Genomic DNA, 26,712 nt, shown 5'->3' with positions numbered 1-26,712 from the left:
AAAAAGCCTCCGTCCAAAGGAGACAGGATCATGAACAATATAACAGAGTTGAAACCTCCGGTAGAAGTGCGGTACAAGGAGGAACTGGAGGCTTTGCGAGCGCTGGATACCGGGCGCAGGCCCCTGAACTGGAAACTTTCCCCGAACGCGGTGCGGACTTTTATCCTGGGGAGCAGGGAACCGCTGGAGTGGAACGGGAAAAAGATCCAGGTGAAGAAAAAATATCTGGGAAATGACGCTCTGGTGGAGCGGTGCATCATCACGCTGGCGGGCAGCAGGGGACTGATGCTGGTGGGAGAACCGGGGACAGCCAAGACCATGCTTTCAGAGCTCCTGTCGGCGGCGATCAGCGGCACCAGCCTGAACACGATCCAGGGTACAGCCGGCACGACGGAGGATATGATCAAATACAGCTGGAACTATGCGCTGCTTCTGGCAAAAGGGCCGTCAAGGGAAGCGCTGGTTCCATCTCCCCTGTATACGGGAATGGAGAAAGGGATACTGACCCGGTTTGAAGAGATTACCAGGACTCCGGCGGAGATCCAGGACAGTCTGATCAGCGTGCTCAGCGACAAGGTGCTGAATGTGCCGGAGCTTGGAGACGATGGAATCCTTTTCGCGAAGGCCGGCTTTAATGTGATCGGAACCGCCAATACCAGGGACAAAGGCGTCAACGAGATGAGCAGCGCCTTGAAGCGCAGGTTTAACTTCGAGACGGTGATGCCGGTGAGAGATGTATCCATGGAAAAAGAGATCATCCTCAATGAAGTGAAAGAATTGTCCAGGGAGAATCGGATCGATATGGAACCGGACGAAGATGTGGCGGAGATCCTAGCGTCCACATTCCATGAACTGCGGGAAGGGGTGTCTTCCATGGGACACCGGATTGACCGTCCTTCCGCGGTGATGAGTACGGCGGAAGCGGTATCTGTCTATTATCAGACCATGCTTTCGGCGTATTATTATGGAGACTCTCATATGGACATGGGATGTCTGGTCCAGAATCTGGTGGGCGCGGTTCAGAAGGAAAACAGCGATGACCTGGAGAAACTGCGGGGATATTTTCAGACAGTAGTCCGCGACAGGGGAGGAAAAGAGGGCGGTTTATGGAGCAGCTATTACGAAGCGAGGAAATATCTGAGATAGGAGAGCATTACGACCTGAATGCGCCGGTTCTCTTTTTTCCGGTCCGCCATCACAGCCCGGTCTGTTCGTTCCATCTGAAAAAAGCCATCGAGGACTATTCTCCCGACTGTATCCTGATCGAAGGACCGAAGAACGCGGAAGCGCTGATCCCAACGCTGATCCACAGGGACACAAAGCCGCCGCTGGCATTGTACTATTCCTACAAGGACAGAGAGGGGTTTATCAGTCCCGCAAAGGAGGAATATAAATGTTATTATCCGTTTCTGGACTGTTCTCCGGAGCTTACAGCGCTCCGGCAGGCAGATCAGAGAGGGATACATGCAGAATTCATAGACCTTCCCTATATGGAGATCCTTGCGGGGACCGCCGAAAACCGCGGGATCCGGAGCGAGGGAGAGAAGCAGACTTATAATGACGATTATCTGCTGAGCAGGAGCCGTTATCTTAAGCTGCTCTGCGAGAAGACCGGGCTTCGGGATTTTGAAGAATTCTGGGAGAAATATTTTGAAATCCGCGGACTTTCCATGAAGACGTCTGAGTTTGTCCGTCAGATGCGCGTCTACTGCGGACTGTCACGCAGTCATACGCCGGCAGAAGAGCTGGAAGCGGATGGATGTCTCCTCCGGGAGAGGTATATGGCGCAGAAGATCGCCGGGGCTTCTGAAAAATACCGGAAAATTCTGGCGGTTACAGGAGGATTTCATACGGACGGGTTGAGAACGCTTCTGGAATATCAGGAGGGAAGAGGGGTTCGTTTTCTGGGAAAACCGGTACGGCTCCACAAAGCGGATGAGAAGGACCAGTCGGTGTATCCCATGGCCTATTCTATGGAAGCGGCGGATGCATTGAACGGTTATGCCAGCGGCATGCAGTCTCCGGGATTCTATGATCAGGTCTGGAAATGGCTGGAGGCGGAAGAATCCCCGGACAGAGCTTATCCGGATACAGTGCTCCATTTCCTGGCAGCCACAGGCAGGAGAGCGCGCAGAAAAGACGAAAGCATTTCCGTCTACGACGAAGCATGCGCTTTTTCCATGGCGGAAGGCCTGGCGTCTCTTCGCGGAAAGAGAAGTCCCGGCCTCTATGAACTGAGGGACAGCGCGCTGTCGTCTTTTGTGAAAGGAGAATACAGTGTGTCTACGGACGGACCGCTGAGGATTCTTTCACAGATCACGACCGGCGAGCAGACAGGAACGCTGTGCGCGGAAGCCGCAAGACCGCCGCTTCTGGATGATTTTGAAAGACAGTGCGCGCTGTTCGGACTGAAGATTCATTCTACGACAGAGCAGGAGTGTACGCTGGAAATTTTCGCGAAAAAAAAGCATCTTCAGATGAGCCGTTTCTTCTATCAGACAGAATTTCTGGGGTGCGGGTTTGCCAGGAGAAAAAAGGGATCGGATCTGGTGAAGCGCAGGGATCGGAACCGGGTCCGGGAGATCTGGTATTACCGGTGGTCAGCGCAGGTGACCGCGGCGCTCATCGACGCAAGTGTTTCCGGCGGCACGACAGAAGAAGCAGTCCGCACCCGGTTCCGGATGCGCTTCGCCGGATGCGGAGGCTGTCAGGAAGCGGCGGAATTGCTGGTATCCGGTTTCCTCATGGGACTTTATGATGAGCAGGAAAAATCGGCGGGACGGTTTGCGCGGATCCTTGCGGAAGACGGCGATTTCTTTTCCCTGAGCAGGGGATTTTCCCATCTGGTTATGCTGAGCGAGCTTCAGGATCTGTATCAGGTTCGTGACAGGATGGATCTGGACCGGCTGATCGAGATCTGTTTTCAGAAGATTCTGCAGCTTCTGCCGTTTATGGGACAGACCGGAGAGGAAGAACAGCAGGCATGTATGGAATGTCTGCGTTCTCTTTATCAGATCACGGAGAAAGAAACTTATGCTTTGTACCGGCCGGTATTTGCAGATGCGATGGAACGGATGCTGGAGCGCAGACCCCTGAACCCGGGTATTGAAGGCGCGGCGCTTGGACTCTTTTATGGCATTGACGGCAATTCCGGTGAAAGGATCAAAACTGCCGCGGAAGGATATATGCAGGGGACCGAAGAAGCGCGAAGGGGGAGCGCGGCATTTTTGCGGGGATTGTTTTTCACGGCCCGTGACTATGTGTTTGCCAGCGGGGACTTCCTGGAACTGATCGACGGACTGCTGGGGCGTCTCTCCACGGAAGAATTCCTGAAACTGCTGCCGGAGCTTCGACTGGCTTTCAGCTACTTTACTCCCATGGAGACAGACCGGATCGCGGCCCGCGCGGCAGCGTTCCATGGAAAGAAAGGGCAGGATATCCTGCGGGGGAGGGCGGCTTCACCGGAGGAGTATGCCTACGGAGAAACTCTGGACCATTATATTCGGGAGCAGATGAAAGGAGCGGATTCATGAACGGTACAGAACGGATGAACCGCTGGCGGCTGATTCTGGGAAAACAGGCAAAAGACCAGATCTCTTTCGGGGATGGAGGATGGCTGGAAGGGGGCATCTCCTGTTACGACCTGGAAGACGCGCTGGATTTCCTTTATTCACGGGAATACGGAGAAGATGTGCGGCGGGAAGGCGGCACGGAAGGAAGCCGGCTGACCGCTGCTGCCTGGATCACAAAGATCCGCCGGCTTTTTCCCAAAGAGACCGTGGAGATCCTGGAGAGACATGCGCTGGACCGCTATCAGCTCACCGAACTTTTGACGGACAAAGAAGTGTTGGAAAAGCTGGAGCCCAATCAGGAACTCCTGAAAACGATTTTGCAGCTGAAGCATCTGATGAAAGGCGAAGTGCTGGAGACGGCGCGCCGGATTGTGAAGAAGGTGGCGGAGGAGATCGCGGAAAAGCTGAATCAGGATATCCGCCGCTCCCTTCTGGGAAGCCTTGACAGGAACAGTCCCAGCCCGGTAAGATCCATCCGCAATCTGGATATAAAAAAGACCATACGGAAAAATCTCAGGCACTATGATACGGAAAATGAAAGACTCTGGCTGGAACAGGTCTATTTCAGCAGCAGGACCCGGAAATACAGCCAGTGGAGGGTGATCATCGCGGTGGATGAGAGCGGATCCATGCTGGACTCGGTGATCCACAGCGCAGTGATGGCGGGAATCTTTGTCAAACTGCCTATGCTGGATACCAGGCTGGTGATTTTTGACACCCAGGTGGTGGATCTGAGCGCTCACCTGGACGATCCGGTGGAGACGCTTATGAGCATCCAGCTGGGAGGAGGAACTAATATCGGCGGCGCGCTGCAGTACTGCGGGACGCTGATGGAGAATCCGCATAAGACCATAGTCGTGCTGGTGTCCGATCTGTGCGAGGGCGGAAGCCTTGCAGGGCTTCTTACAGTGAGCCGGGGGATCATCGAGAGCGGGGCGAAGCTGGTCTGCCTGACTGCTCTGGATATGGAGGCCAATCCGGTCTATGACCGCAGAACCGCGCAGCATCTGGCGGATCTGGGAGCGTATGTAGGAGCCATGACGCCGGAAGCACTGGGAGATTTCTGCGGAAAAGTAATGCGGTAAATATATGAGGACTGTAAGATGGAAGAGCTAAAAAGACTGCTGATCCAGGCAGGGGACGAATATCTGACCGGACTTTCCAACCGGGGGATGGTGAAGAGAGCATATAAGGATTTGGAGCAGGAGACACCGGAGGTATCCTGGAACGGGAATGAGGCGGAAGTCAGGCTGAAAGACGCAGTCTGCCGGATCAAGGTCCCTCTGGGGGACAGCGCCTGCAGCTGCCCGTCCAGAAGTATGTGCCGTCACCGGATTGCCGCCATGATCTTTCTGAGAAAAGGACTGGAAGGGGAAAGCGGAGAAAAGACCTCCGATGAAAAGATAAATCCTGAAAAGGAACTGCTTTCTGTCCCGCTTCGCCGGCTGCAGCAGGCGTGCAGAATCAAAGCGTACAGGGAATTTCTGTCCCATATAGAGAGAGGGGAATATCCCCGGATTGAGGAAGGAAGCACAGTCACCGTACAGATTCCATGGGAGAATGTGACCGTGAAACTTTTGAGTCCGCTGGAATATTCCACCTGCACCTGCCACAGCAGAGAGCTGTGCGCGCATAAAGCGCAGGCGATCCTGGCATATCAGCTCCTGAAAAAGACGATTACGCCGGGGCAGCTTAAAACACTGGAGGACAACCGGGAGAATCCGGACAGGGAAACGGTCCTTCAGGCAGTCCGTTCCATAAAAGAAGGGATCCGGCTGCAGCTTATGACCGGATTATCCAGGCTGTCGCCGGAAGCAGAGGAAAGTATGGAGCGGCTGGCGGTGATCTGCCATGGAGCCGGTCTTCCTGCCTTTGAGTCAAGGTTCCGGGGAGCGGCTGTGGAATTCCGGCAGTATTTCACCCGTTCTGCCGCTTTCCGGGAAGCAGATCTGATGGGACGTCTCCTCTTCTTGTATCGGGATGCCGTCCGCCTGGAACAGGCAGGACCGGAGGAAATGCGCAGCCTGGCAGGAACTTTCCGCGACACCTATGAACGGGTGCCGCCCCTGCATCTTATGGGAGTGGGGAGCAGTTATTTCAAAAACAAGACAGGTTATGAGGGAGAGAGATATTATTTTCTGGAATTGGAGCAGAAGAAGTGGTACACCTGGACGGACGCGCGCCCTTCCTTTTATGAAGGAATAAGACGGCGTCCGCCCGGGAATGAGAAACACGCGCAGGCGCCCTGGGGCCTGAACTGCAGCCGGGGAAAGATGATGGAACTGGAGTTTTATCTGACCGATGCGAAGGCCGCGAAAGGCGGCAGGCTGTCTGTGAGCCGGGAGACAAAAAGCGAGATTGTGGGAAACCGTGATCTGTCCGGTAAGGAGATCCGGGAGATGGTGATCTGGGATTACCGCCGGCTCTTCCAGCGGCAGATGATCCAGAACCGGGAACCGGTCCTGGCAGGAGCGGTTCATTGTAAAAAAGGCAGATTCGACACCGTGAAGCAGCGTTTCGATATGGAAATCTATGATGTACAGGGAAACTGCCTGCACGTGGCGGTGACTTATTCAAAAGAGGAAAGGCTTACGATCCGCGTGCTGGAGCGTCTGAGCGGGCGGCTGGACAGACAGGAAGACAGCCCGCTGGTATTTTTCGGGATACCATATCTGGAAGAAGGAAAAATCTGCCTTTATCCTGTGGAATATTTTGACGGCGCGGGACTTTGTCCATCTGTAAACGGTTCGGAAAGCGGGCAGGAAAACAGGAGAGATGTCGGCGCGCTGTCTGCCGGAGTTATCCGTGCCGCGGAACAATGTCTGCAGGAGATCAGAGTGACGCTGTCAGATCTTTTCCAAAGCGGACTCCGCTCAGTGCAGCCGGAAACATTATCCCAGATGTACAGTATGGAAAGAGAGGCAGCCGGTCTGGGCCTCCATCTGGCCGGAGAAGAACTGTCGCGTTTAAGAGGACAGCTGGAAAGTCAGAGACACCAGATAAAATCCGATCCGGAGCCGGTGATCGGGATCTGGGTCCGGCTAATGGAATACATTACATTGGGACTGCAGAGAACGCAGATGGATCTGGCGATGGCCGGAATGCGGGAAAACAGTTTGGAAGGGGAAGAAACGTATGAATCTGAATGAAGAAAGAAATTATCAAAAACTCATGGATGCTCTGGACGCATTGAGGCTTTCGGAAGAAAACCGGAAAACTGCGGATATATATTTCTCGCAGAGCGAAGGAAAAGAGGCAGAGATTCTGAAGCAGGTAAAGCCGCAGGATCTGTCGGAGCTTCCGGAGGAGGATCAGAACAAAAGCATATCCTATATAGAGCATCTGAAAAAGAGAGGAAAGAAGGAAGAACTGTCCCGGTATGTGCGGTTTGTGGCTGCGGCAGGCGGTTCCACGGCGAGATACGCGCTGTTCCATCATGTTTATATGCTGAAAGATTTACAAGAATATCTGCCGTCGGATCAGTCTCTGGCAATTCGGGCGGAGGCGCTGGTCTGGAACATGTGGACACTTTCCTGGATGAATATTAAAGAACTGGTCCGTCCCGTTCCAGACAACCTGAAGCTGCTACGCCAGGCCATGAGTCTGTGCTGCCATAAATATGACAATGCAAAAGTGCTTCTCTCTGCGCTCTATCTGAATGAGAAAAAGAAAAAGGAAGAGAATCAAAGAGCGATTCAGCAGATACTGGGCAGACATTTTTCTTCAGAAGGATCTGAGGAACGGGAAATAATCGGGTTTTTGATAAAAAATCTAGTCTCCAGTCTGCCGGCGGTATTCCAGTCTCCCGGTCTGAACGAGGAAGAAAAAAAGATGCTGCAGGATTATGTCGTGACAGGAAATCCGCAGGGTTCCTTTCCGCAGGATCTTGCAAAGGTCCTGACAGGGAAGCAGACGCATCAATATCTTCTTACACTTCTGTCAGGATGCGCGTTCCTGGCGCTGCCGTACTCCAAAAGTTTTCCGGCGTTTCTGCAGATTATGGCGGCGGCAAATCCGGCGGATACGATGAACGCCTGCAGACAGATGTCGGAGGATGCCTGGTTCCAGGAACATGCATCCAGGCTGGAGTGGATTCTTCCGGTAAGTACCGGATTTTTTGTTCAATGGTATATGAAGAACCGGGTTGACGGAAGATTCCGCCATATGATTTCCTGCGCCCAGGATCTGGTACTGGAAGAGATGGAGAAAGGCACCACGACTACAGAGGATTATCAGTATATCATGGAACAGATCCGGAAGACAGATCCGGTGCTGTACCGGAAAGCAGATACTGCCGTTTCCGGAACCTTTTACCAGAAACTGGCGGATGAACTGACGGGAGGGCTTACTGCCGGACGGGAGGAAGCAAAGAGGTATCTGCTGGGAGAAGGTTCTGTTGACGATCTTTGTCCTTATGTGAATTCCTGGAGAGGCGGATACGGATATTTTTATCAGGGAATGAAGCAGCTGGATTCTATGGAAAAAGGCGGAGGGCTGTTTTACAGGAGAGCAGTAGTCCTGGAAGCGCTGAAAATGCGGGGAGGTTATTTTGTCTATCATTATCTGCCCAGAGGAAAGGATTCCGGAAAGCTGAATGAAAAAGTGGAAGAACTGGTAAAAATGCTGGAGGAAGAGGACGTTCCGATCCAGTACCAGGCAGACGCCATGGAGGGAATCTATTCCGGATATTACTCGGAGACAGATAAAAATCATTTTATGGAAGCGGCGGTGGAGGCTCTTTCCAGGAGATTCCAGGCCCGTCGGCAAGAGTTCTGCACAGCGCTTAAAAACAGTACTGCGGTGGGCAGGGATATTTGTCTCAGGGTGCTGGATACATACTGGCAGCAGGAGAAAGAGACCATTCTTGCCTGTGCCCTGGACGGTTCCCGCCAGGTGCGCGCTGCCCTGGTTCTGATCTGCACAGGGCATCCTCAGTGGGAACCAGAGATCCGGGCATTCCTTTCTTCCGGGAAATCCCAGGAGAGGGAGATCGCGGTTCAGGTTATGAGAAACTGGGGCGTGGAAAATTACCGGGAAGAACTGGCAGAGGCGCTGGAAAAGGAAAAGAGCAAAAAACTGAAAGAACTGCTGCGGGAATGCCTGGGAGCGGAGCCGGAAGGAGAAGAGGCTGTTCCTGCGAAAGAACAGTCTGCGGAAAAAATGGTTTCGGAGATCCTGAAGGGCGGCAAAAAGAGAAAGGTGGCCTGGGCGTATGAGACGCCTTTTGGTCAGGTGCATAAAAGGGATGGAAGCGCTGTCCCGGAAGAATATCTGCAGGCGCTTCTGGTGTGCTATGCGGATATGTCCGTACCGGGAGTCAGCCCGGAGGCGGCTCTTCTGGCGGCGGAACTGGATGAAAAAGAGCTGGGACAGTATGTGAAGGAACTTTTTGACAAATGGATGGATACCGGGGCAGAGGCAAAGAAAAAATGGGTACTCTACGCGGCGGCGATCCACGGGGGAGAGGCGGTAGTCCCTCTTTTTCACCGGCAGATCCAGGAATGGCCCCAGCATTCCAGAGGCGCTCTTGCCGCGGAGGCAGTAAAGGCACTGGCACTGAACGGAAGTTCGGAAGCGCTTCTTCTGGTGGACCAGATCTCCAGGAAATTCAAATTCCGTCAGGTAAAGACGGCCGCCGCCCAGGCGCTGGATTATGCGGCCGCTGCCCTGGGGATCAGCCGCGCGGAGCTGGAGGACCGTATCGTGCCCACGCTGGGATTTGACGAGAATCTGGAGCGCACTTTTGACTATGGCTCCCGGTCATTCCGGGTCTATCTGACTCCGGCTCTGGAACTGGAGATCTTTGACGGAGAAGACAAACGGCTGAAAAACATGCCGTCGCCCGGAAAGAAAGACGATCCTGAAAAAGCGGCGGAGGCTTACGCGGACTTTAAGCAGCTGAAGAAACAGCTGAAAACGGTGGCCGCTAATCAGAAACTCCGTATGGAGCAGGCCATGTCCGCGGAACGGCTCTGGAATGTAGCACAGTGGAAAGCGTTGTTTATAAAGAACCCCGTCATGCACCAGTTCGCCATCGGACTGATCTGGGGGATCTATGAAAATGGTTCCTTAAAAGAAACCTTCCGTTATATGGAGGATGGAAGTTTTAACACCGTGGATGAAGAGGAATACGATTTCCCGGAGGAGGGGATGGCAGGGCTGGTGCATCCCATCGAACTGTCCGAAGAGGAACGGAATGCCTGGAAGGAACAGCTGGCTGATTATGAGGTGACGCAGCCCATCGAGCAGCTGGACCGTCCTGTGTACCGGATCCGGGAGGAAGAAAAGGGTAAGAATGAGCTGACCCGTTTTGGAGGCAAATTGTTGAATGGCTTATCCTTGTCCGGAAAACTGCAGAGTATGGGATGGTACCGCGGCTCTGTCCAGGATGCGGGCGTCTATACGGACTTTTACCGGGAAGATGGAAATCTTGGCGTGGAGCTGGAATTTTCCGGAAGCTATGTGGGAGATGAGAATGAGGAAGTGACGGTCTACGGAGCGGTCTTTTACAAAGCAGGAACCGTTGCACGGGGAAGTTATGTGTATGACACGGTGAAAGATGAGAACCGGTATACGCTGGATCAGGTGCCGCCCAGATATTTCAGCGAGATCATACTGCAGCTCGCGCGGGCTACGGCTTCCAGCCAGGAGCAGCTGGCTTATCCGGAGTGCAGACAGTGACATTTTTTAGATTGACATATTTCACTTCAAGTTTATAATTGACATATTGATAAATGACGAGGCAGTCTGAAAGAGGGAGATTACAATGCAGGATATGAAGCGACTTTTAAAACTTATGGGACCGTACCGGAAGGATGTGTGTGTCGGCGTGGTCCTGATATTGATTGAAAGCTGTTTTGAACTTTTTATCCCGGTTCTGACTGCGGATCTGATCGATGTGGGCGTGGTGAATCAGGATATTCCCTATATTTTTCATAAAGGTGTGCAGATGGGGATCTGCGCTCTTCTGGCACTGATTACGGGACTTCTATATGCCCGCTTTGCGGCAAGAGCTTCTTATGGCTGGGGAGCCCGGATCCGGGAAGCGGAATATACGCATGTACAGAATTATTCTTTTTCCAACCTGGATCATTTTTCTTCGTCTTCTTTAATCACAAGGATGACGACGGATGTGACCGTTCTGCAGAATGCGATCAACGGAGGCTTCCGCCCCATGGTCCGCGGGCCGTTTATGCTGATCATGGGGATCGGCCTCTCTTTCTGGATGAACGCGGAACTGGCGCTGATCTTTGTGGTATGCGCTCCGGCCCTGGGCATTGCCCTGTATTTTATCACCCGGAAAGTCGGCCCCATGTATACCCTGCTGCAAAAACAGGTAGACCAGCTGAACAGTGTGGTGCAGGAGTGTCTGACCGCGATCCGTGCGGTGAAGGCGTTTGTCCGGGGAGAATATGAAGAGGCCAGGTTCCGGGAGGTCAATACAGAGCTTTCCGACGCCAGCAGAAAGACCTTTCATATAGCGGTGCTGAATCTGCCGGTCTTCCAGGCGGCCATGTATCTGGTGGTCATACTCATGCTCTGGTTTGGCGGCAATATGATCCTGCGGGGCACGCTTCAGGTAGGAGATCTGACCGGATTTCTGAGCTATGTGATGCAGGTTATGAATTCCCTCATGATGATCGCCAACGTGTTCCTGCTGCTCAGCCGTTCTCTGGCCAGTGTTGTCCGGATCAATGAAGTCCTGGATGAGAAAATCGTTCTGGATTCTCCGGAAAACGCGGTCTGTGAGGTGCCGGACGGCCGTGTGGATTTTGAAAATGTGTCCTTTAAATATCGTTCAGACGCGAAGGAATATGCTCTGTCAGGGGTAGATCTGCATATCAGGGAAGGCCAGAGCGTGGGAATCCTGGGAGGTACCGGTTCTTCCAAGACCACGCTGGTACAGCTGATTCCCAGACTGTATGACGCCACGCAGGGCGTGGTGCGCGTGGGCGGCCGGGATGTGCGGGAGTATGACCTGAAGACGCTCAGAGATGCGGTGGCGATCGTTCTTCAGAAGAATGTACTTTTTTCGGGTACTGTCCGTGAAAACCTGAAATGGGGCAATCCGGATGCGGATGACGAGACGCTGTGGGAAGCATGCCGCGCCGCCTGCGCGGACGAATTCCTGGAACGGATGCCGGACGGACTGGATACGGATCTGGGGCAGGGCGCCGCTAATATTTCAGGAGGACAGAAGCAGAGACTCTGCATCGCGAGGGCATTGCTGAAGCATCCGAAGATCCTGATTCTGGACGATTCTACCAGCGCCGTCGATACGGCTACAGAAGGGAAGATCCGCTCCGGGCTTGCCTCCTGGACTGATGTGACGAAGATCGTCATTGCCCAGAGGGTGACTTCCGTGATGAATACGGACCAGATCGTGATCCTGGACGACGGAAAAGTACACGCCATAGGCACGCATCAGGAGCTTCTGGCCCATGATCCGATCTATCAGGAGATATACCATACACAGATGAAAGGAGGCGAGGAATAATGGCAGCGCGTCAGTTCAGCGGAAAGAGACCGGAAAATCTGGGATATACGATAAAAATGCTGCTGGCTTACATGGGACGGCATAAGTTTATGCTTTTGATTGTGGCGCTGCTGGTGACAGTAAGCGCTGCGGCAAATCTGCTGGGTACTTATATGATCCGTCCGATTATAAACAATCTGGCGGACGGGCAGATCTCCTCGCTCATCCGGGGCGTGGCAGTCACTGCCCTGATCTATGTGGTGGGCGCTCTTTCGGCATATGGATATACACAGACCATGGTAAAAGCCGCGCAGCAGGTACTGTTCGATATTCGCCGGGATCTTTTCGCCCATCTGCAGACTTTGCCTCTTAAATTTTTTGATACGAACCGTCATGGAGACGTCATGAGTTATTTTACCAATGACGTGGATACCATCTCGGACGCGCTGAATAACAGTTTTACCATGATGATCCAGAGTTTTATCCAGATCGTGGGAACCCTGACGCTTCTGTTTATCCTGAACTGGAAGCTGTCTTTTCTGGTAGTCATCGGATATGCCGCCATGTTCCTGTATATCCGGTTCAGCGCGGCCAGGAGCAAAAAATATTATTCCCGCCAACAGGAAAGTCTTGGAGACCTGGACGGTTATATCGAGGAAATGGTCAGCGGGCAGAAGGTGGTTAAAGTATTTAATCATGAAGAAGCGAATCTGGAGACATTCCGGAAGAAGAACCGCGCGCTTCAAAAGGCTGGTACGGGCGCGCAGGGATATGCTGCCACGATGGTCCCGGCGGTGGTCAGCATCTCTTATATGAATTATGCCATTGTGGCGGTGCTGGGAGGAATCATGGCCCTGAGGGGAATGACCGATGTAGGCGGCCTGGCAAGTTATCTGGTCTTTGTACGCCAGGCGGCTCTTCCTATCAATCAGTTTACCCAGCAGAGCAATTTTCTTTTGTCCGCGCTGGCAGGCGCCGAAAGGGTATTCCGTGTCATGCAGATGGAGCCGGAAGTAGATGAAGGAAAGACCGATCTGGTGCGTGTCAGAGAGCAGAATGGAGAATGGGTGCCCTGTGAGGAACGGACCGGACACTGGGCCTGGAAGAAACCGGACGGTACACTGGTGCCGCTGCGGGGGGACGTCCGTTTCGTGGACGTGGATTTTGGCTACGAAGAAAATTATCCGGTATTGAAAAATATCAGCCTGTACGCCCATCCGGGTCAGAAGATCGCGTTTGTAGGTTCTACGGGAGCCGGGAAGACGACGATCACCAATCTGATCAACCGGTTCTACGATGTGCAGGGAGGGCAGGTGCTGTACGACGGCATCGATGTTAAGGAGATCAAAAAGGACGCTCTTCGCCGTTCTCTGGGCATTGTGCTGCAGGATACTCATCTTTTCACAGGAACGATCGCCGACAATATCCGGTTTGGAAAGCTGGACGCCACACAGGAGGAGATCGAGAAGGCGGCGCGGATCGCCAATGCAGATTCCTTTATACGGCGTCTGCCGAAGGGATATGATACGATGGTGACTTCCGACGGGGCAAACCTGTCCCAGGGACAGCGTCAGCTCCTGGCCATCGCCAGGGCGGCCGTGGCAGACCCTCCGGTATTGATACTGGACGAAGCTACTTCTTCTGTGGATACCAGAACGGAAGCCCTGATCGAGAAGGGAATGGATCAGCTCATGGAAGGAAGAACGGTTTTCGTGATCGCCCACCGGCTGAGTACCGTGCGCAATGCGAACGCGATCATGGTGCTTGAGCACGGACAGATCATGGAGAGAGGCGATCATGAGGATCTGCTGGCTCAGAAAGGCAGATACTATCAGCTCTATCATGGTATGTTCGAGCTGAGCTGACATGAAAGGAATTCAGAATATATGACGGAAAAACAGAAAAAACAGGCGGCCGCAGGAATCCTGCTGGCAGTGATTCTGGCGGCAGTCCTGGGGTGCCTGTGGCTTCTGCCAGGGCCGGGGGGATCCGCCGTGCAGATCGTACAGGACGGGGAGGTCCTGTACACCTTTGACCTGGCAGATATGGGGGATCAGACCTTTGACGTGGAGTATGAAGGCAGGACCAATACGATCCAGATAGAAGGAGGACGGATCCGGGTGCTGGAAGCGGAGTGCCCGGATCAGACCTGCGTGCATATGGGATGGCTGGCGTCGGCAGCGCCCATTGTCTGCCTGCCAAACCATCTGGTGATCGAATATGTGCAGGACCAGGAATTAGACGCGGTAGTCCGGTGACGGCGGAACGGTAAGCCTTATGGCTTGTCTTTGAAAAGAAGTGAACAGCAGCATGGTATCATATCGGTTCAAACGTTCCCTGCATTCCTCCAGCGTGCCGACCGCGGGCGGACAGGCCCAGGTGGTTCCGTAATTGCGGCAGGTATTTTCTTCACAGATTTTCCGTATTTCCGGGTACAATACCAGCTCTTTGACAGAGATAAACTCTGCCTGTCCCATACCGCTCTGCATGGCGGCGTCTTTCACTTTTTCACGGGTATTCATCGAGTATTTCCTCCGATTGATTTTATATTATCATAAACCTGCCCGGATCGTTTGCCAAGATCTGCCGGCGCGTTCTGTCTGAATTATTTTGTGACAATCACAAAACTTTCATAAAAAATATCAGAAAATCACTTGTATTTTCTCTGAAAAACTTTCATAATATAGGTAACATAAACAGAAAGTGAGTGATGCCGATGGAGATTCATTGTTCGCCGGAGGTTTCTTCCGAGTACCTGGACGAGGTGTGGGAGATCCTCCGGGATAAGGAATTCCTGTCGCTGTGCCAGTACTGCCATCATCAGCGGAGCAACCGGCTTCTGCACAGTCTGAATGTTTCTTACATCTCATGGAAGATTGCGAAACGGCTTGGATGCGATGAGGGAGCGGCGGCAAGGGCGGGGCTGCTGCACGATTTTTGCCCATATGATTTCAGTGAGGAGACGCCTACCGGAGAGCGGCAGGTATTCTATCATCCGAAAGCTGCGGCGGAGAACAGCAGCCAGCATTTTGAGATCAGCCGGAAGGAACGCGAAGCCATATTGACGCACATGTTTCCGCTGGGACCTGTTCCCACGAACAGAGAAGGCTGGATCATCTCATTTGCCGATAAGATCTGCGCTGTCATGGAGGTCTGCAATGTGGCGATCGCCCTTGCCAGACACAACCGCGTAGTGGTGGTATCCGCAGCGATTTGAATGACTGGAAAAAAAGGGGACCGGCTCAGGGAATGGAGTCGGTCTCTTTTGGATGCAGCAAATCCATGATTTCTTTCAATGTATCCAGCACCTGTCTGTCCCCGAACCGTCTGCGGTTTTCCGAATAGGCATAATAACCGCCCTGGATCTGGTAAGTCAGGAAAATATTGAAACGGGCGTCGTCTCTGGTGTCCGGAAGGATCCGGAAGATGTGTTCTTTCAGGGCGGATTCGATCCGGATGGGCAGGACGGACGCCTGGGTTCCGGAGAAAAGGATATCGATCAGATGCTGCTGGGCATTAAAAGCGGAAAACAGCTGCATCGTGAAAAGCGTAGGATCTTCCATGAAAAGATCCGCCCGTTCGATGCTTTCCAGGACTCTTCGGATTACATCGTCCTGCATGCGCGTGGAGAGATCGTAGATATCCTGATAATGAAGGTAAAAGGTCGCCTTGCTGATCTGCGCCAGTTCCGCCAGTTCTTTTACCGTGATCCGTTCCAGAGGTTTGTGCGCCCGCAGTTCTAAAAAGGCATTGCGAATGCTTTTCTTTGTTTTCTGTTCTCTCAAATCCATATCATTCTCCTGTACGATTTTAAAAATATGTCCATTAGTTTACAATCGGGCAAGATTGTAAATAGTTTCCCGAAGCATAAACTGTTATGATGATTATAAGAAAATATTAGACGGCAGTCAATTAATTGATGGAGGTATTTTTATGGACATGTATGGATTTTATACGGGGACGATTTTTGACGCTTATGAATATCTGGGCGCGCATGTCACTCCGGAAGGGACCGTATTCCGTACGTTTGCGCCGGGCGCGGACCGGATCGATTTTCTGTGTGACGGACGGGTAATCCCCATGCAGCGGGTCCATGACGGAAATTTTTACGAAGCAGCCGTTCCAGATATAGAAGACGGGTGCGCGTATGAATACCGGATCTGGCAGAGAAATGGAAGTTATGTGGATCATTGCGATCCTTACGGATTCGGCATGGAGCTGCGTCCGGATCACCGGTCAGTGGTCCGGGATCTGGGACGCTATACATTTCATGACCAGCGATGGATGAAGCGCCGGACATCACGTCAGAATGAACCGCTGAATATTTATGAAATGCATATGGGATCCTGGAGACGAAAAGAGGACGGTTCCTGGTACCGGTATTCGGAATTAGGAGAGTTGTTGATTCCGTACCTGAAAAAAAGCGGATATAATTATGTGGAATTTCTCCCGCTGGGAGAACACCCCTGCGATGAGAGCTGGGGATATCAGATGACAGGTTTCTATGCGCCCACCAGCCGGTACGGCACGGCGGCGGAACTGATGGAACTGATCGATCAGCTGCATCAGAACGGTATCGGCGCGATCCTGGATTTTGTACCGGCGCATTTCGCACTGGACGCCTATGGAATCTCCCGGTACGACGGGACCGCATTGTACGAATATCCGCATCAGGACGTGGGAGTCAGCGAGTGGGGAAGCTGCAATTTCATGCATTCCCGGGGCGAAGTGAGGAGTTTCCTGCAGTCTGCGGCAAATTACTGGCTGAAAGAGTACCACTTTGACGGGCTTCGGATGGACGCGATCAGCCGTATGATTTACTGGCAGGGAGATGAACGGAGAGGCGTCAACGGAAACGCGGTGTCATTTTTGAAATATATGAATCGCGGTTTGAAAAGTCTGCATCCCGGCTGCATCCTGGCGGCGGAGGATTCTACCAATTTTCCGAACGTCACTCTGGAAACAGAAAAAGGGGGGCTGGGTTTTGATTACAAGTGGGATCTGGGATGGATGCATGACACGCTGGAATATTTTCAGAGCAATCCGGAAGACCGGACAGAGAAGTATCACAAACTGACTTTCTCCATGATGTATTTCCGGAATGAAAGATACCTGCTGCCGTATTCCCACGACGAGGTGGTGCATGGCAAAGCGACGGTCCTGCAGAAAATGAACGGACAGTACGAACAGAAATTCCCGCAGGCCAGAGCCATGTACCTGTATATGATGATCCATCCGGGAAAAAAACTGAACTTCATGGGAAATGAGATCGGCCATTTCCGGGAGTGGGATGAAAAAAGAGAGCAGGATTGGGAACTGTTGAAGTATCCCATCCATGACGCGTTCTATCATTACATCGCCGAACTGAACCGGCTCTATCTGACCCATCCGGCCTTTTCTGAGGGGGACTATCAGGAGCAGGGATTTACCTGGCTGGACTGCCATCAGGAAGAACGCCGTATCTATGCGTTGCAGAGAATGAGCGGGGGAGAACAGCTGGCGGCAGTCTTTAACTTCAGTGAATGTGAGCAGGAAAACTACAGAGTGCCGATCCCCGGAGTCACATCTGTGCGCGTGCTTTTGTACAGCGACTGGGAACGATTTGGAGGGACTACTGCTGAGCACACGGAAGTGGCCCGGATGGAGGATGATGAGCTGGTCTGTACGCTGCAGCCATTTTCGGGCATATTGTTAGAGGTGTGTTGATTTAATCAGCATTTCCGTAGATTGCGGCATTTCTGACGGTGTGGTATGATTATGAAATGAGATATCGTAAGAAACATCATTGGTTAACGATTGGAAAAATATTTTGTATGGCGGTTGTGCTGTGCCTGTCTGCCCTTATTGCGCTGGATAAAAGGCTGACAGTGCGGACTTACCGGGAAAGGACATCTCTTCTGCAGGAGCCGGTGTGTCTGGCGGTGATTACGGATCTGCATGCCGGGATCTATGGGGAAGCCCAGCAGAATCTGCTGCGCGCGGTTCGCAGGCAGGAACCGGATGCGGTCCTGTTGGTCGGGGACATTGCGGACGATGAGGTGCCGGATGACGGTGTGTGGATGATGCTTTCGGAACTCGCCGGGGATTATCCATGTTTTTATGTGTCAGGCAACCATGAATTCTGGAGCGGCAGGGCGGGAGAGATCAAAAAGGGGATCGAGGCATATGGGGTGGAAGTCCTGGAAGGGGAAGGCTGCATGCTGGAAGTACGGGGACAGAAACTTCAGATCTTTGGAGTGGATGATCCGGATTGTTTTGGCGGCGGAGCCCGCCTGACGGACGGATCGTCCGAAGCATGGCAGGCACAGCTTGCCGCCTGTGAAAGTTATCAGAAGGCAAACTTGTATCGTTTTTTAGAATGTGGTACGATTAAACAAAACGAAGTGTAATTGGTTTGACAATGACCAGGAGGGAGTTGCGATGAGTGATTATATACTGAGCTGCAGTTCGACGGTGGATTTAACGCCGCAGCAGATGAAAGAACGGAATATCCGCTATGTCTGCTTTCATTTTATCCTGGACGGACAGGATCATAAGGACGATATGGGGCAGTCCATAGCGCCGGAAGAATTATATTCCAGAATGGTGGCAGGAGCGGAGGCGAAGACTTCCCAGGTGGCCCTTGGAGAATATACAGAATATTTTGAACAGCTTCTCCAGGAGGGGAAGGACATTCTTCATGTGGAGTTTTCAAGCGGATTGTCCGGTTCCTATAACTCTGCGCGGCTGGTGGTGGAGGACCTGAAAGAGAAGTATCCGGACAGAAAGATCTATCTGGTGGATTCGCTGGCAGCATCCAGCGGGTACGGACTGATCATGGAAACTCTGGCCGATATGCGGGATGCCGGAAAGAGCGTGGAAGAGCTGTACCAGTGGATCGAAGAGAACAGACTCCGGATGCATCACTGGTTTTTCTCTACAGATCTGACTTTTTATATCAGAGGCGGAAGAATCTCCAAGACAGCGGGAGCGGTCGGCACGCTGCTGGGCATCTGCCCGCTTCTGAATATGGATAACCTGGGAAGGCTCCAGCCCAGGGAAAAAATACGCACGAAAAAGAAGGTGATCCGCCGGATCGTGGAGATGATGGAAGCCCACGCGCAGGACGGGACAGAATACAGCGGAAAATGCTATATATGCCAGTCCGCGTGCCTGGATGACGCAAAAGCCGTTGCCGCGCTTGTGGAAGAGAAGTTTCCAAAGCTTCAGGGAAAGGTGGAAATCTATCCGATTGGAGCGACGATCGGAAGCCATACCGGTCCGGGGACAGTGGCGCTCTTTTTCTGGGGCGATGAACGGAAGAACTGATTTTGGAAATTTTCATGAATAATGATTAATCAAAGAAAGGGTAAATGTCCGGGTCATGGGCAGTTACCCTTTCTTTGTGTATGTTTTTGAGAATAGATGTATTTTTTTGCACTGAGAGTGCAAAATTTTACCAAAAAGAATGTGAAAAAGGAAAGGAAGTTTGTAAAAATCACAAATCTATGACAAATTTGCGTATTGTAAATAGTTGTTTTGCACATAATTTCCGGACTAAAATAAGTGTAACAAGCTTTTCGCCGCATAACTGTTATAAACGGCAGTTATGCGGCGATTTTTTGTTTGGCAGATAAAAATCTGAAGGTTTTTACCAGCCAACACATTGTTTCTTCCACAGCTGCATGGAGAAGCCTATAATTGTCCTTAAGAAAAAGCTGAAGTTGACGGAGCACATGCAGGAAGATGACTGGAGGGGTGTATATCGTGTATGAAAAAATTTTCAGCAGAGGATATATTAATGGTGTAGAACTAAAAAATCGGGTTATCATGGGAGCTATGGACGAATGGGAGCTATGGACGAATCCTTTGGGGGATAATTCGGATTGATAATCTGATCCGCTACTTCAGGACTCAAATTGAGAAGGATTCTAATATAGAAGTACGCTTAGGGTATGGAAGTGACAGAAGAATCATGCCTGTATGGCGCAGTATGGAAGCACAGGACGGAGTCGCCAAACAGCATCAGGATAGCATGTACGGAGGAATCGATTTCCCGGACAGAGGAGGTTCTTTTGTGGAAGAGTATTATATCCGTGATGCGGATATGAATCTGGCGCTGATTCCGGACGGCGTCACACTGGAACAGGCTGTGATGGTGCCGGACATGCTGTGTACAGCATTCGAAGGGGTAGAGCAGCTGAATCCGGAGTTCGGTTCCTCTGTGGCTGTGCTGGGCATCGGGCCGGTCGGACTGACGGCAGTACGCTGGTAAACCTGAGTGCATATTTCAGCGGCGCGCCTATCGAGATTGATCCGGCTGTCTGGGGATTTGGATATGGGGATAAGACGATTAAGGGATCGGGCTGCCGGGGAGGACGTCTCTGGATGTCCAGGATGGCGCAGCTCATCGCCACCGGCAGAATTGAACCGGAAAAGCTTATTACAATTAAACCGGTGATTTATAATGATTGATGAAACATGTTGACAGGAATTTCATTTTGATGGTAGAATAACCATGCATTAAAACCCGTAGAGGGTATGTGGATTTTTCTAGCACAGTCTATTTTTCGCCACATAACTGTTATAAGCAGCAGTTATGTGGCGTTTTTTATGCAATGAACTAAAGGAGGAATTTGAAAGACCTATGAACGATCAGACATTTATGAAAGAACAGCCTGTTTCCAGACTTCTCTGGAAAATGTCGCTGCCCATGGTGATTTCCATGATGGTAAACTCCCTGTATAACATTGTGGACAGTTATTACGTGGCTCAGATCAGCGAGAAGGCCATGACGGCCCTGTCGCTGGTATATCCGGTACAGAATCTGGTCAATGCCGTAACCATCGGATTCGGAGTGGGGTTAAACGCGGTGATTTCTTATCATCTGGGAGCGCAGGAGAGCCGGAAGGCGGATCAGGCGGCGTCCCAGGGATTTCTGTTAAGCCTGATACACGGTATCGCCCTTACCGTGATAAGCATATGGATCATGCCTGTTTTTCTGCCGCTGTTTACTTCTGATGCGGAAGTGATCAGCCTGGGAGTCCGGTATTCCCGCGTGGTGTTCCTGTTTGCCACGGTGATATCCATGACCTTGTTCTATGAGAAGCTGTTTCAGTCTGTGGGAAGGATGGCTGTATCCATGTTCTGTATGATGTGCGGCTGTATCGCCAACATTATACTGGACCCGGTACTGATCTACGGTTACGGGCCGTTCCCGGTCATGGGAATCGAGGGCGCGGCTCTGGCCACCGGCATCGGGCAGGTGCTGACATTGATTCTGTATCTGGCAGTACATGCGGTAAGGCCGCTTCAGGTGAACGCGCATATCCGTCAGATGGGACTCACCAAAGATATGTGCAGGCGGCTCTATGGGATCGGTATTCCGGCGGTTTTAAATCTGGCGCTGCCGTCCCTCCTGACTTCGGCGCTGAATGCGATCCTGGCGGGTTATTCCCAGATCTATGTGGTCGTCCTGGGAGTATATTATAAGCTGCAGACATTTCTGTATCTGCCGGCCAATGGGATCGTACAGGGCATGCGTCCGCTGATCGGCTACAATTATGGCGCGAAGGAGCAGGAACGTGTGAGAAGAATCTATCGCACCGCGTTGGGAGCCATCATCCTGATCATGGGTCTTGGAACAGTTCTCTGTCTGGCGATCCCGGAACCGCTCATGGGACTTTTTGCGGAGAGTCAGGAGACAGTGGGGGCAGGGGCAAAGGCGCTGCGCATTATATGCGCCGGATTTCTGGTATCCTCGGTCTCCGTAACCACCTGCGGAGCTCTGGAAGGACTGGGGATGGGCGGGCCGTCGCTCCGCATCTCGCTGCTCCGCTATGCAGTCGTCATGATTCCGGCTGCCTGGCTTTTGAGCCTGGCTTTTGGCGCGGAAGGCGTGTGGCATGCATTCTGGATATCGGAGCTTCTGACTGCGGTGGCTTCTGTCTTTATTCTGAGGAAAGCCATGCCGCGTCAGGATTAGATTTTCTTAGGAAATTCTTTTGAAATTCTTAGGAATTCCTTCGGCGGGTCTTAGGATTATGCCAATAGATTATTAAGCTCCTTCTGATATGCTCAATATCAGAAGGAGTGATTTTTTTATGAAGAAGAAAAGAATAGCGGTGTTATTTGGAGGCTGCTCCACAGAATATCAGGTGTCTTTACAGTCGGCGTACGCGGTGATGAGCCAGATAGATACCTCTCTGTATGATTTAATTCCCATCGGGCTGGAACGCCATACGGGGAAATGGTTCTGGTACCGGGGAGAGCTATATGAGATCCCGAAAAACAACTGGTGCAGGGAAAGCGTCTGCACACCGGTTTTTCTGTCTCCGGACAGAGGAATCCACGGGCTTTTGTATCTGGAAAACGGAAGGCAGATGATGCTTTCTCTGGACGGCGCGCTTCCTGTGCTGCATGGAAAAAACGGGGAGGACGGCACCGTACAGGGAGTGCTGGAACTGTCCGGCATCCGCCTGATCGGCTGTGGAACTTTAAGTTCTGCTCTTTGTATGGACAAACTGGCGGCTCATCGGATGGCAGAAGCCGGAGGAATCCTGTGCCCCCGGTCTGTGCTGACAGAGAGCTCGGAAGAGGAATCCTTGAAAAAGGCCATATTCTCTCTCTCCTTTCCGGTATTTGTAAAACCGGTGCGTTCCGGTTCCTCTTTTGGAATCACCCGTGTAAAAGATAAAAGGGAACTGCTCCCCGCCGTCCGGAAAGCCTTTGAGCACGATACGAGGGTACTGATCGAAGAAGCGGTGGACGGTTTTGAAGTGGGATGCGCGGTTGTCGGCACTGAGAAGCTGCTCACCGGAGAAGTGGATGAGATTGAATTGTCGGGCGATTTTTTTGACTATACAGAGAAATATACGCTTAAAACTTCCAGAATCCATGTCCCGGCCAGGATCCCTGCCGCGTTGGCGCAGGAAGTGAAGGAGACTGCCTGCCGGATCTACCGGATCATGGGATGTTCCGGATTCGCGAGAGTAGATATGTTCCTGACACCGGATGGGAGAATCTGGTTTAATGAGGTTAACACCATCCCCGGATTCACGGCGCACAGCCGTTTTCCAAGTATGCTGAAAGCGGCCGGTATATCTTTCGATGAGGTGATCCGTATGATCCTGCAGGAGGGACTGGCATGAGCAAATACTGGATCCGCCCGGAAGACGGAGCGCGGGGCACATTGCTCCTCATATCTCCTGAGCATGCTCTGCACGGAGGGCCGGAACAGACAAAACTGGTTCCGGCAGTAGATGAGAATGCAGATGTCCTTCTGGAATATACAGCCGCCCGGATGCTCCGGAGGACGCTTATGGATGTGGGAGCCGGGCGCAGGATTACTGCCGTCAGCGGATACCGGCCCCATCAGGAGCAGGTTAAGATATGGGAAGATACGATGCGCAAAGAAGGAGAAAAGTTTACCAGAACCTATGTGGCGAAGCCGGGGCACAGTGAACATGAGAGCGGTCTGGCGGTGGACCTGGCCGAGCAGAGAGAGGAGATCGATTTTATCCGTCCAGAATTTCCGAGATCCGGGATATGCAGAAGGTTCCGGGATATGGCTCCATACCGGGGATTTGTGGAACGTTACCTGTCCGGAAAGGAGAATGTGACGGGGATCGGGGCAGAGCCGTGGCATTTCCGGTATGTGGGTTATCCCCATTCGGTGATCATGACCTGCAGAGGCCTGGTACTGGAAGAATATCTGCAGTTTTTAAAGGAAGAAACATCTCCGGAACATCCGTATATCTACCGGTCCGGGAATGCGCGGATCGATATCTGCTATCTGCCGCTGGACCAATGGGCGGGTGAAGAACTGGAATGGCCGGATAATCTGCCTGCATTGATATCGGGAACCAATGAAGGCGGGATTGTGTGGACCCGCTGGAGGGAACGGTATGCGTAGAGCAGTATATGCGGGTGTAGACTGGTTCCGGCTTCCGGCCGCGCTTCTGGTCATAGCGATCCACACGGCCCCGCTGTCCAGCATTTCGAAGGGGCTGGACGCAGCGGTGACTTACGGGCTGGGCAGGATCGCGGTTCCCTTCTTTCTGATGACGACCGGTTATTTTCTTCTGGCGCCGTGTTTTGGCGAAAAGCCGGGCAGCCGGGAACGCTGGCGCAGATTTGAGAGAAAGATACTGCTGATCTATGCGGCGTCGACCCTTCTGTACCTTCCGGTCGCCTGGTATGCGGGCAATCTGCCGGGGAATCTGACCGAGGCAGTCCGCATGCTGTTATTTGACGGGACGTTCTATCATCTCTGGTATTTCCCGGCGCTGCTGATCGGAGGCAGGATCGCGCTTGGACTGGGACGGGCAGGGTACCGGAAAGCGCTTACGGCGGCGGGAATCCTGTACCTGATCGGACTTTTCGGCGACAGCTATTATGGCCTGACGGAAGGAATTCCGCTTTTGAAAAAATTATATGGATATCTTTTTCAGATCAGCAGTTATACCAGAAACGGGATCTTTTATGCGCCTTTGTTCCTGCTTATGGGAGCATTTCTGAGAAATACGGGGAAAAAGATCCGGCAGATGGATCTGTGGGTTCTGATTCCGGGAATGGTCCTTCTGGCTGCTGAGGCATATCTGGTCTTCCGGCTGGATCTGGCAAGGCATGACAGCATGTATTTTTCGCTTCCGTTTGTGATGTACGTATTGTATCAGGCGCTGCTGTCCGTAAAAGGGACAGCTCCGGGGTGGCTTCGGAACGGGACACTATGTGTGTATGTGATCCATCCGCTGATGATTGTTCTGGTAAGGGGAGCGGCCAGATGGACAGGAACTTCCGCTCTTCTGGTGGAATGCGCGCCGGTGCACTGGCTGGCGGTCAGTATGGCCAGTTTCGCGGCAGCAGCGGTGTATGGCGTTCTGTGTGAAAGGAGTCGATGGTTATGGAAAAGACCCGCCGTGCATGGAAAGAAATAAATCTTGAAAATCTGCGGCACAATGTTAACGAATTAAAGAAGCTGCTTTCCCGCGGATGTATGCTGATGCCTGCGGTTAAGGCAGACGCCTATGGGCACGGAGCTGTGCCGGTGGCGCGGGAACTGCAGCGATTGGGGATCCGGGACTTCTGCGTCGCGTCGCTGGGAGAGGGGATCCGGCTTCGGAGAGCCGGTATCCGCGGACAGATCCTGATCCTGGGATATACGCCGGCAGAAGGTCTTGGGGATGTATCCCGTTATCATCTGACGCAGACTGTGGTGGACGAAGCCTATGCCCGTGAACTGGCGTCATTTCAGGGCCGGCTTCAGGTACAGGCCGCGGCAGATACGGGTATGCACCGTCTGGGCATTCCCTGGGACAGGCAGGAAGCCTTTGCGGATCTGTGGAGATATCAGAATCTGGACATAACGGGGATCTTCTCCCATCTTTGCGTGTCGGACGGAGATTCGGAGGAAGAACGATTATTTACAGAGGAACAGGGAAGAAGATACCGCCGGGTGCTGGATATCCTGCCTGAAGCATTCAGGGCCGGACTGCAGACACATCTTTTAGGAAGTTACGGAATCCTGCGGTATCCGGAACTGGCATTTGGCGGAGCGCGGCCGGGGATTATCCTCTACGGAGTCTGCAGCACCGGACAGGACGCGGATCAATACGCGAAAGGCACAGATTTCCGGCCGGTATTGAGTCTGAAAGCAAGGATTGCCTGTGTGCGGGATGTGGAAGATGGAGAAGGAGTAGGATACGGACTTGCATATCGGGCCAGGGGAAAAAGACGGATTGCCGTAGCTTCCATCGGATATGCGGACGGGGTTCCCAGAGCTTTGTCAGGAAAAGGACATGCGCTGGTAAGAGGAGTCCGGACTCCCATAGTAGGAAGAATCTGTATGGACCAGCTTTTCCTGGACGTGACCCGTGTGCCGGGCGTGCGGTCCGGTGACGAGGCAGTCTTTATCGGGGAAAGTATGGGGCGCCGGATCCGGGCGGAAGAGATGGCCGATGAAGCAGGCACCATCACCAACGAGCTTTTGAGCAGGCTGGGAAAACGGTTGGACACAGCGGTGCTTGCAGAAAAGGAAGATTCTGTATATAATGATTCCAGCACAAGACGCGGGAGGTATCAGGATGGACCGGGAAAAACTGGAGCGGCAGATCGCGCGGTATCCGATCTGCGAGTACGCATTTATCAGGACGGAAGAGATCCGGTTTCTGGATAAGGTACGCTATATCTGCGAGACAGAATGCCCGCAGTATGGAAAGTCCTGGTCCTGTCCGCCGGCTGTAGGTACTGTGCAGGAATGCAGGGAGCGGTGCGCCCGGTTCGAGGGTGGATTTCTGTTTACCACACTTGCGGAAGTGAGCGATATGGAAAATATGGAAGAGATGCTGGCGACCCGGATGGATCATGAAAAGGTTACGGAGGCGGTGCAGGCGCTTTTCCAGGAGCAGTGCCAGGAGGTGCTGACGCTCTCCACAGAGTCCTGCGCGATCTGCGAAAAATGCGCCTATCCGGATGCGCCCTGCAGACATCCGGACCGGATGTTTCCCTGTGTGGAAAGTTACGGGATTCTTGTGACGGATCTGGCGGAAAAGAGCGGCATCAGCTTTATGAACGGAGCGGGAGTAGTGACCTGGTTCAGCCTCATCCTGTACCGGGAATCCGCGCCGGCCGGACATAAAACATGATTTTCTGCATATAGTATACCAAATGTTCCGGCGGAGGCCT

At 52.5% G+C, this 26,712-nt stretch carries 21 protein-coding genes; 19 read left to right on the top strand and 2 right to left on the bottom strand.

Going from position 1 to position 26,712, the window contains the following annotated elements:
* Positions 1–30 precede the first annotated feature (30 nt).
* The 8 genes from B5F29_RS13175 (at position 31) to B5F29_RS13140 (ending at position 14,306) form a co-directional block, all read left to right on the top strand.
* Positions 31–1,146 (top strand): ATP-binding protein, encoded by a 1,116-nt coding sequence (locus B5F29_RS13175; protein ID WP_087155079.1) that lies wholly within the window; start codon positions 31–33, stop codon positions 1,144–1,146.
* Positions 1,107–3,533 (top strand): DUF5682 family protein, encoded by a 2,427-nt coding sequence (locus tag B5F29_RS13170; protein ID WP_087155078.1) that lies wholly within the window; start codon positions 1,107–1,109, stop codon positions 3,531–3,533. The genes B5F29_RS13175 and B5F29_RS13170 overlap by 40 nt, the downstream gene beginning before the upstream one ends.
* The gene (locus B5F29_RS13165; protein WP_087155077.1) at positions 3,530–4,657 is read left to right on the top strand and encodes a VWA domain-containing protein; all 1,128 of its coding nucleotides are present in this window, start codon (positions 3,530–3,532) and stop codon (positions 4,655–4,657) included. Before B5F29_RS13170 ends, B5F29_RS13165 begins: the two co-directional genes overlap by 4 nt.
* 18 nt (positions 4,658–4,675) lie before the next feature.
* Positions 4,676–6,721, top strand: coding sequence for an SWIM zinc finger family protein (locus B5F29_RS13160; protein ID WP_087155076.1), 2,046 nt, complete (start codon positions 4,676–4,678; stop codon positions 6,719–6,721).
* On the top strand, positions 6,708–10,253 hold the full coding sequence (locus B5F29_RS13155; RefSeq protein WP_087155075.1) for a DUF4132 domain-containing protein: 3,546 nt from the start codon (positions 6,708–6,710) through the stop codon (positions 10,251–10,253). Before B5F29_RS13160 ends, B5F29_RS13155 begins: the two co-directional genes overlap by 14 nt.
* Before the next feature lie 94 nt (positions 10,254–10,347).
* Entirely contained in the window at positions 10,348–12,069 is a 1,722-nt protein-coding gene (locus tag B5F29_RS13150; RefSeq protein WP_330397622.1) for an ABC transporter ATP-binding protein, read from the top strand.
* Positions 12,069–13,913 (top strand): ABC transporter ATP-binding protein, encoded by a 1,845-nt coding sequence (locus B5F29_RS13145; protein ID WP_087155073.1) that lies wholly within the window; start codon positions 12,069–12,071, stop codon positions 13,911–13,913. The genes B5F29_RS13150 and B5F29_RS13145 overlap by 1 nt, the downstream gene beginning before the upstream one ends.
* A gap of 21 nt (positions 13,914–13,934) precedes the next feature.
* Positions 13,935–14,306 carry a NusG domain II-containing protein gene (locus tag B5F29_RS13140; protein ID WP_087155072.1) on the top strand — a complete coding sequence of 124 codons (372 nt, stop codon included), beginning with the start codon at positions 13,935–13,937 and terminating at the stop codon, positions 14,304–14,306.
* Here B5F29_RS13140 and B5F29_RS13135 read toward each other — a convergent pair.
* A complete protein-coding gene (locus B5F29_RS13135) occupies positions 14,286–14,570 on the bottom strand; it encodes a DUF2284 domain-containing protein (RefSeq protein ID WP_087155071.1) in 285 nt (94 codons plus the stop codon). The two genes, B5F29_RS13140 and B5F29_RS13135, sit on opposite strands and share 21 nt — an antisense overlap.
* A gap of 188 nt (positions 14,571–14,758) precedes the next feature.
* Here B5F29_RS13135 and B5F29_RS13130 point away from each other — a divergent pair, with 188 nt between their 5' ends.
* The gene (locus B5F29_RS13130; protein ID WP_242955669.1) at positions 14,759–15,265 is read left to right on the top strand and encodes an HD domain-containing protein; all 507 of its coding nucleotides are present in this window, start codon (positions 14,759–14,761) and stop codon (positions 15,263–15,265) included.
* A gap of 25 nt (positions 15,266–15,290) precedes the next feature.
* On the opposite strand, the gene B5F29_RS13125 is transcribed toward B5F29_RS13130, so the two are convergent.
* Positions 15,291–15,839: a TetR/AcrR family transcriptional regulator gene (locus tag B5F29_RS13125; RefSeq protein ID WP_087155070.1), complete on the bottom strand. Its 549-nt coding sequence runs from the start codon at positions 15,837–15,839 to the stop codon at positions 15,291–15,293.
* Positions 15,840–15,981: 142 nt separating this feature from the next.
* Here B5F29_RS13125 and glgB point away from each other — a divergent pair, with 142 nt between their 5' ends.
* The 10 genes from glgB to B5F29_RS13075 all read left to right on the top strand — a co-directional run bounded on the left by glgB (position 15,982) and on the right by B5F29_RS13075 (position 26,672).
* The gene (gene glgB / locus B5F29_RS13120) at positions 15,982–17,754 is read left to right on the top strand and encodes a 1,4-alpha-glucan branching protein GlgB (protein ID WP_087155069.1); all 1,773 of its coding nucleotides are present in this window, start codon (positions 15,982–15,984) and stop codon (positions 17,752–17,754) included.
* A 107-nt stretch (positions 17,755–17,861) separates the two neighbouring features.
* Complete coding sequence (locus tag B5F29_RS13115) at positions 17,862–18,437, top strand: metallophosphoesterase (protein WP_162608437.1); 576 nt, start codon at positions 17,862–17,864, stop codon at positions 18,435–18,437.
* A 31-nt stretch (positions 18,438–18,468) separates the two neighbouring features.
* The gene (locus B5F29_RS13110) at positions 18,469–19,356 is read left to right on the top strand and encodes a DegV family protein (RefSeq protein WP_087155067.1); all 888 of its coding nucleotides are present in this window, start codon (positions 18,469–18,471) and stop codon (positions 19,354–19,356) included.
* Between the two features lie 646 nt (positions 19,357–20,002).
* Complete coding sequence (locus B5F29_RS13105) at positions 20,003–20,302, top strand: hypothetical protein (protein WP_087155066.1); 300 nt, start codon at positions 20,003–20,005, stop codon at positions 20,300–20,302.
* Between the two features lie 372 nt (positions 20,303–20,674).
* Entirely contained in the window at positions 20,675–22,012 is a 1,338-nt protein-coding gene (locus B5F29_RS13100; protein ID WP_087155065.1) for an MATE family efflux transporter, read from the top strand.
* Positions 22,013–22,130: 118 nt separating this feature from the next.
* Positions 22,131–23,177, top strand: coding sequence for a D-alanine--D-serine ligase VanG (gene vanG / locus B5F29_RS13095; RefSeq protein WP_087155064.1), 1,047 nt, complete (start codon positions 22,131–22,133; stop codon positions 23,175–23,177).
* Entirely contained in the window at positions 23,174–23,941 is a 768-nt protein-coding gene (locus B5F29_RS13090) for a D-alanyl-D-alanine carboxypeptidase family protein (RefSeq protein WP_087155063.1), read from the top strand. The genes vanG and B5F29_RS13090 overlap by 4 nt, the downstream gene beginning before the upstream one ends.
* Positions 23,934–24,965, top strand: a complete 1,032-nt coding sequence (locus tag B5F29_RS13085) for an acyltransferase (RefSeq protein ID WP_162608436.1) — start codon at positions 23,934–23,936, stop codon at positions 24,963–24,965. Before B5F29_RS13090 ends, B5F29_RS13085 begins: the two co-directional genes overlap by 8 nt.
* Complete coding sequence (gene vanT / locus B5F29_RS13080) at positions 24,932–26,203, top strand: serine racemase VanT catalytic subunit (protein WP_087155061.1); 1,272 nt, start codon at positions 24,932–24,934, stop codon at positions 26,201–26,203. The genes B5F29_RS13085 and vanT overlap by 34 nt, the downstream gene beginning before the upstream one ends.
* Entirely contained in the window at positions 26,112–26,672 is a 561-nt protein-coding gene (locus B5F29_RS13075) for a DUF2284 domain-containing protein (protein WP_087155060.1), read from the top strand. The genes vanT and B5F29_RS13075 overlap by 92 nt, the downstream gene beginning before the upstream one ends.
* Positions 26,673–26,712 lie beyond the last annotated feature (40 nt).

The organism is Lachnoclostridium sp. An196 (assembly GCF_002160135.1).
In the GTDB taxonomy this organism is placed as follows: Bacteria; Bacillota; Clostridia; order Lachnospirales; family Lachnospiraceae; genus Hominiventricola; species Hominiventricola avistercoris.
Note: the sequence above shows the minus strand (reverse complement) of the source record. Positions and strands in the feature narration are given on the sequence as shown.

Bases quoted from the DNA above. Each gene is read 5' to 3' on its own strand.
- B5F29_RS13100 (WP_087155065.1), top strand. From the start codon at position 20,675: ATGAACGATCAGACATTTATGAAAGAACAGCCTGTTTCCAGACTTCTC.
- B5F29_RS13145 (WP_087155073.1), top strand. From the start codon at position 12,069: ATGGCAGCGCGTCAGTTCAGCGGAAAGAGACCGGAAAATCTGGGATAT.
- B5F29_RS13165 (WP_087155077.1), top strand. From the start codon at position 3,530: ATGAACGGTACAGAACGGATGAACCGCTGGCGGCTGATTCTGGGAAAA.
- B5F29_RS13170 (WP_087155078.1), top strand. From the start codon at position 1,107: ATGGAGCAGCTATTACGAAGCGAGGAAATATCTGAGATAGGAGAGCAT.
- B5F29_RS13140 (WP_087155072.1), top strand. From the start codon at position 13,935: ATGACGGAAAAACAGAAAAAACAGGCGGCCGCAGGAATCCTGCTGGCA.
- B5F29_RS13160 (WP_087155076.1), top strand. From the start codon at position 4,676: ATGGAAGAGCTAAAAAGACTGCTGATCCAGGCAGGGGACGAATATCTG.
- glgB (WP_087155069.1), top strand. From the start codon at position 15,982: ATGGACATGTATGGATTTTATACGGGGACGATTTTTGACGCTTATGAA.
- B5F29_RS13125 (WP_087155070.1), bottom strand. From the start codon at position 15,839: ATGGATTTGAGAGAACAGAAAACAAAGAAAAGCATTCGCAATGCCTTT.
- B5F29_RS13105 (WP_087155066.1), top strand. From the start codon at position 20,003: ATGCCTGTATGGCGCAGTATGGAAGCACAGGACGGAGTCGCCAAACAG.
- B5F29_RS13150 (WP_330397622.1), top strand. From the start codon at position 10,348: ATGAAGCGACTTTTAAAACTTATGGGACCGTACCGGAAGGATGTGTGT.
- vanG (WP_087155064.1), top strand. From the start codon at position 22,131: ATGAAGAAGAAAAGAATAGCGGTGTTATTTGGAGGCTGCTCCACAGAA.
- B5F29_RS13090 (WP_087155063.1), top strand. From the start codon at position 23,174: ATGAGCAAATACTGGATCCGCCCGGAAGACGGAGCGCGGGGCACATTG.
- B5F29_RS13115 (WP_162608437.1), top strand. From the start codon at position 17,862: ATGGCGGTTGTGCTGTGCCTGTCTGCCCTTATTGCGCTGGATAAAAGG.
- B5F29_RS13155 (WP_087155075.1), top strand. From the start codon at position 6,708: ATGAATCTGAATGAAGAAAGAAATTATCAAAAACTCATGGATGCTCTG.
- B5F29_RS13075 (WP_087155060.1), top strand. From the start codon at position 26,112: ATGGACCGGGAAAAACTGGAGCGGCAGATCGCGCGGTATCCGATCTGC.
- B5F29_RS13110 (WP_087155067.1), top strand. From the start codon at position 18,469: ATGAGTGATTATATACTGAGCTGCAGTTCGACGGTGGATTTAACGCCG.
- vanT (WP_087155061.1), top strand. From the start codon at position 24,932: ATGGAAAAGACCCGCCGTGCATGGAAAGAAATAAATCTTGAAAATCTG.
- B5F29_RS13130 (WP_242955669.1), top strand. From the start codon at position 14,759: ATGCCGATGGAGATTCATTGTTCGCCGGAGGTTTCTTCCGAGTACCTG.
- B5F29_RS13175 (WP_087155079.1), top strand. From the start codon at position 31: ATGAACAATATAACAGAGTTGAAACCTCCGGTAGAAGTGCGGTACAAG.
- B5F29_RS13135 (WP_087155071.1), bottom strand. From the start codon at position 14,570: ATGAATACCCGTGAAAAAGTGAAAGACGCCGCCATGCAGAGCGGTATG.
- B5F29_RS13085 (WP_162608436.1), top strand. From the start codon at position 23,934: ATGCGTAGAGCAGTATATGCGGGTGTAGACTGGTTCCGGCTTCCGGCC.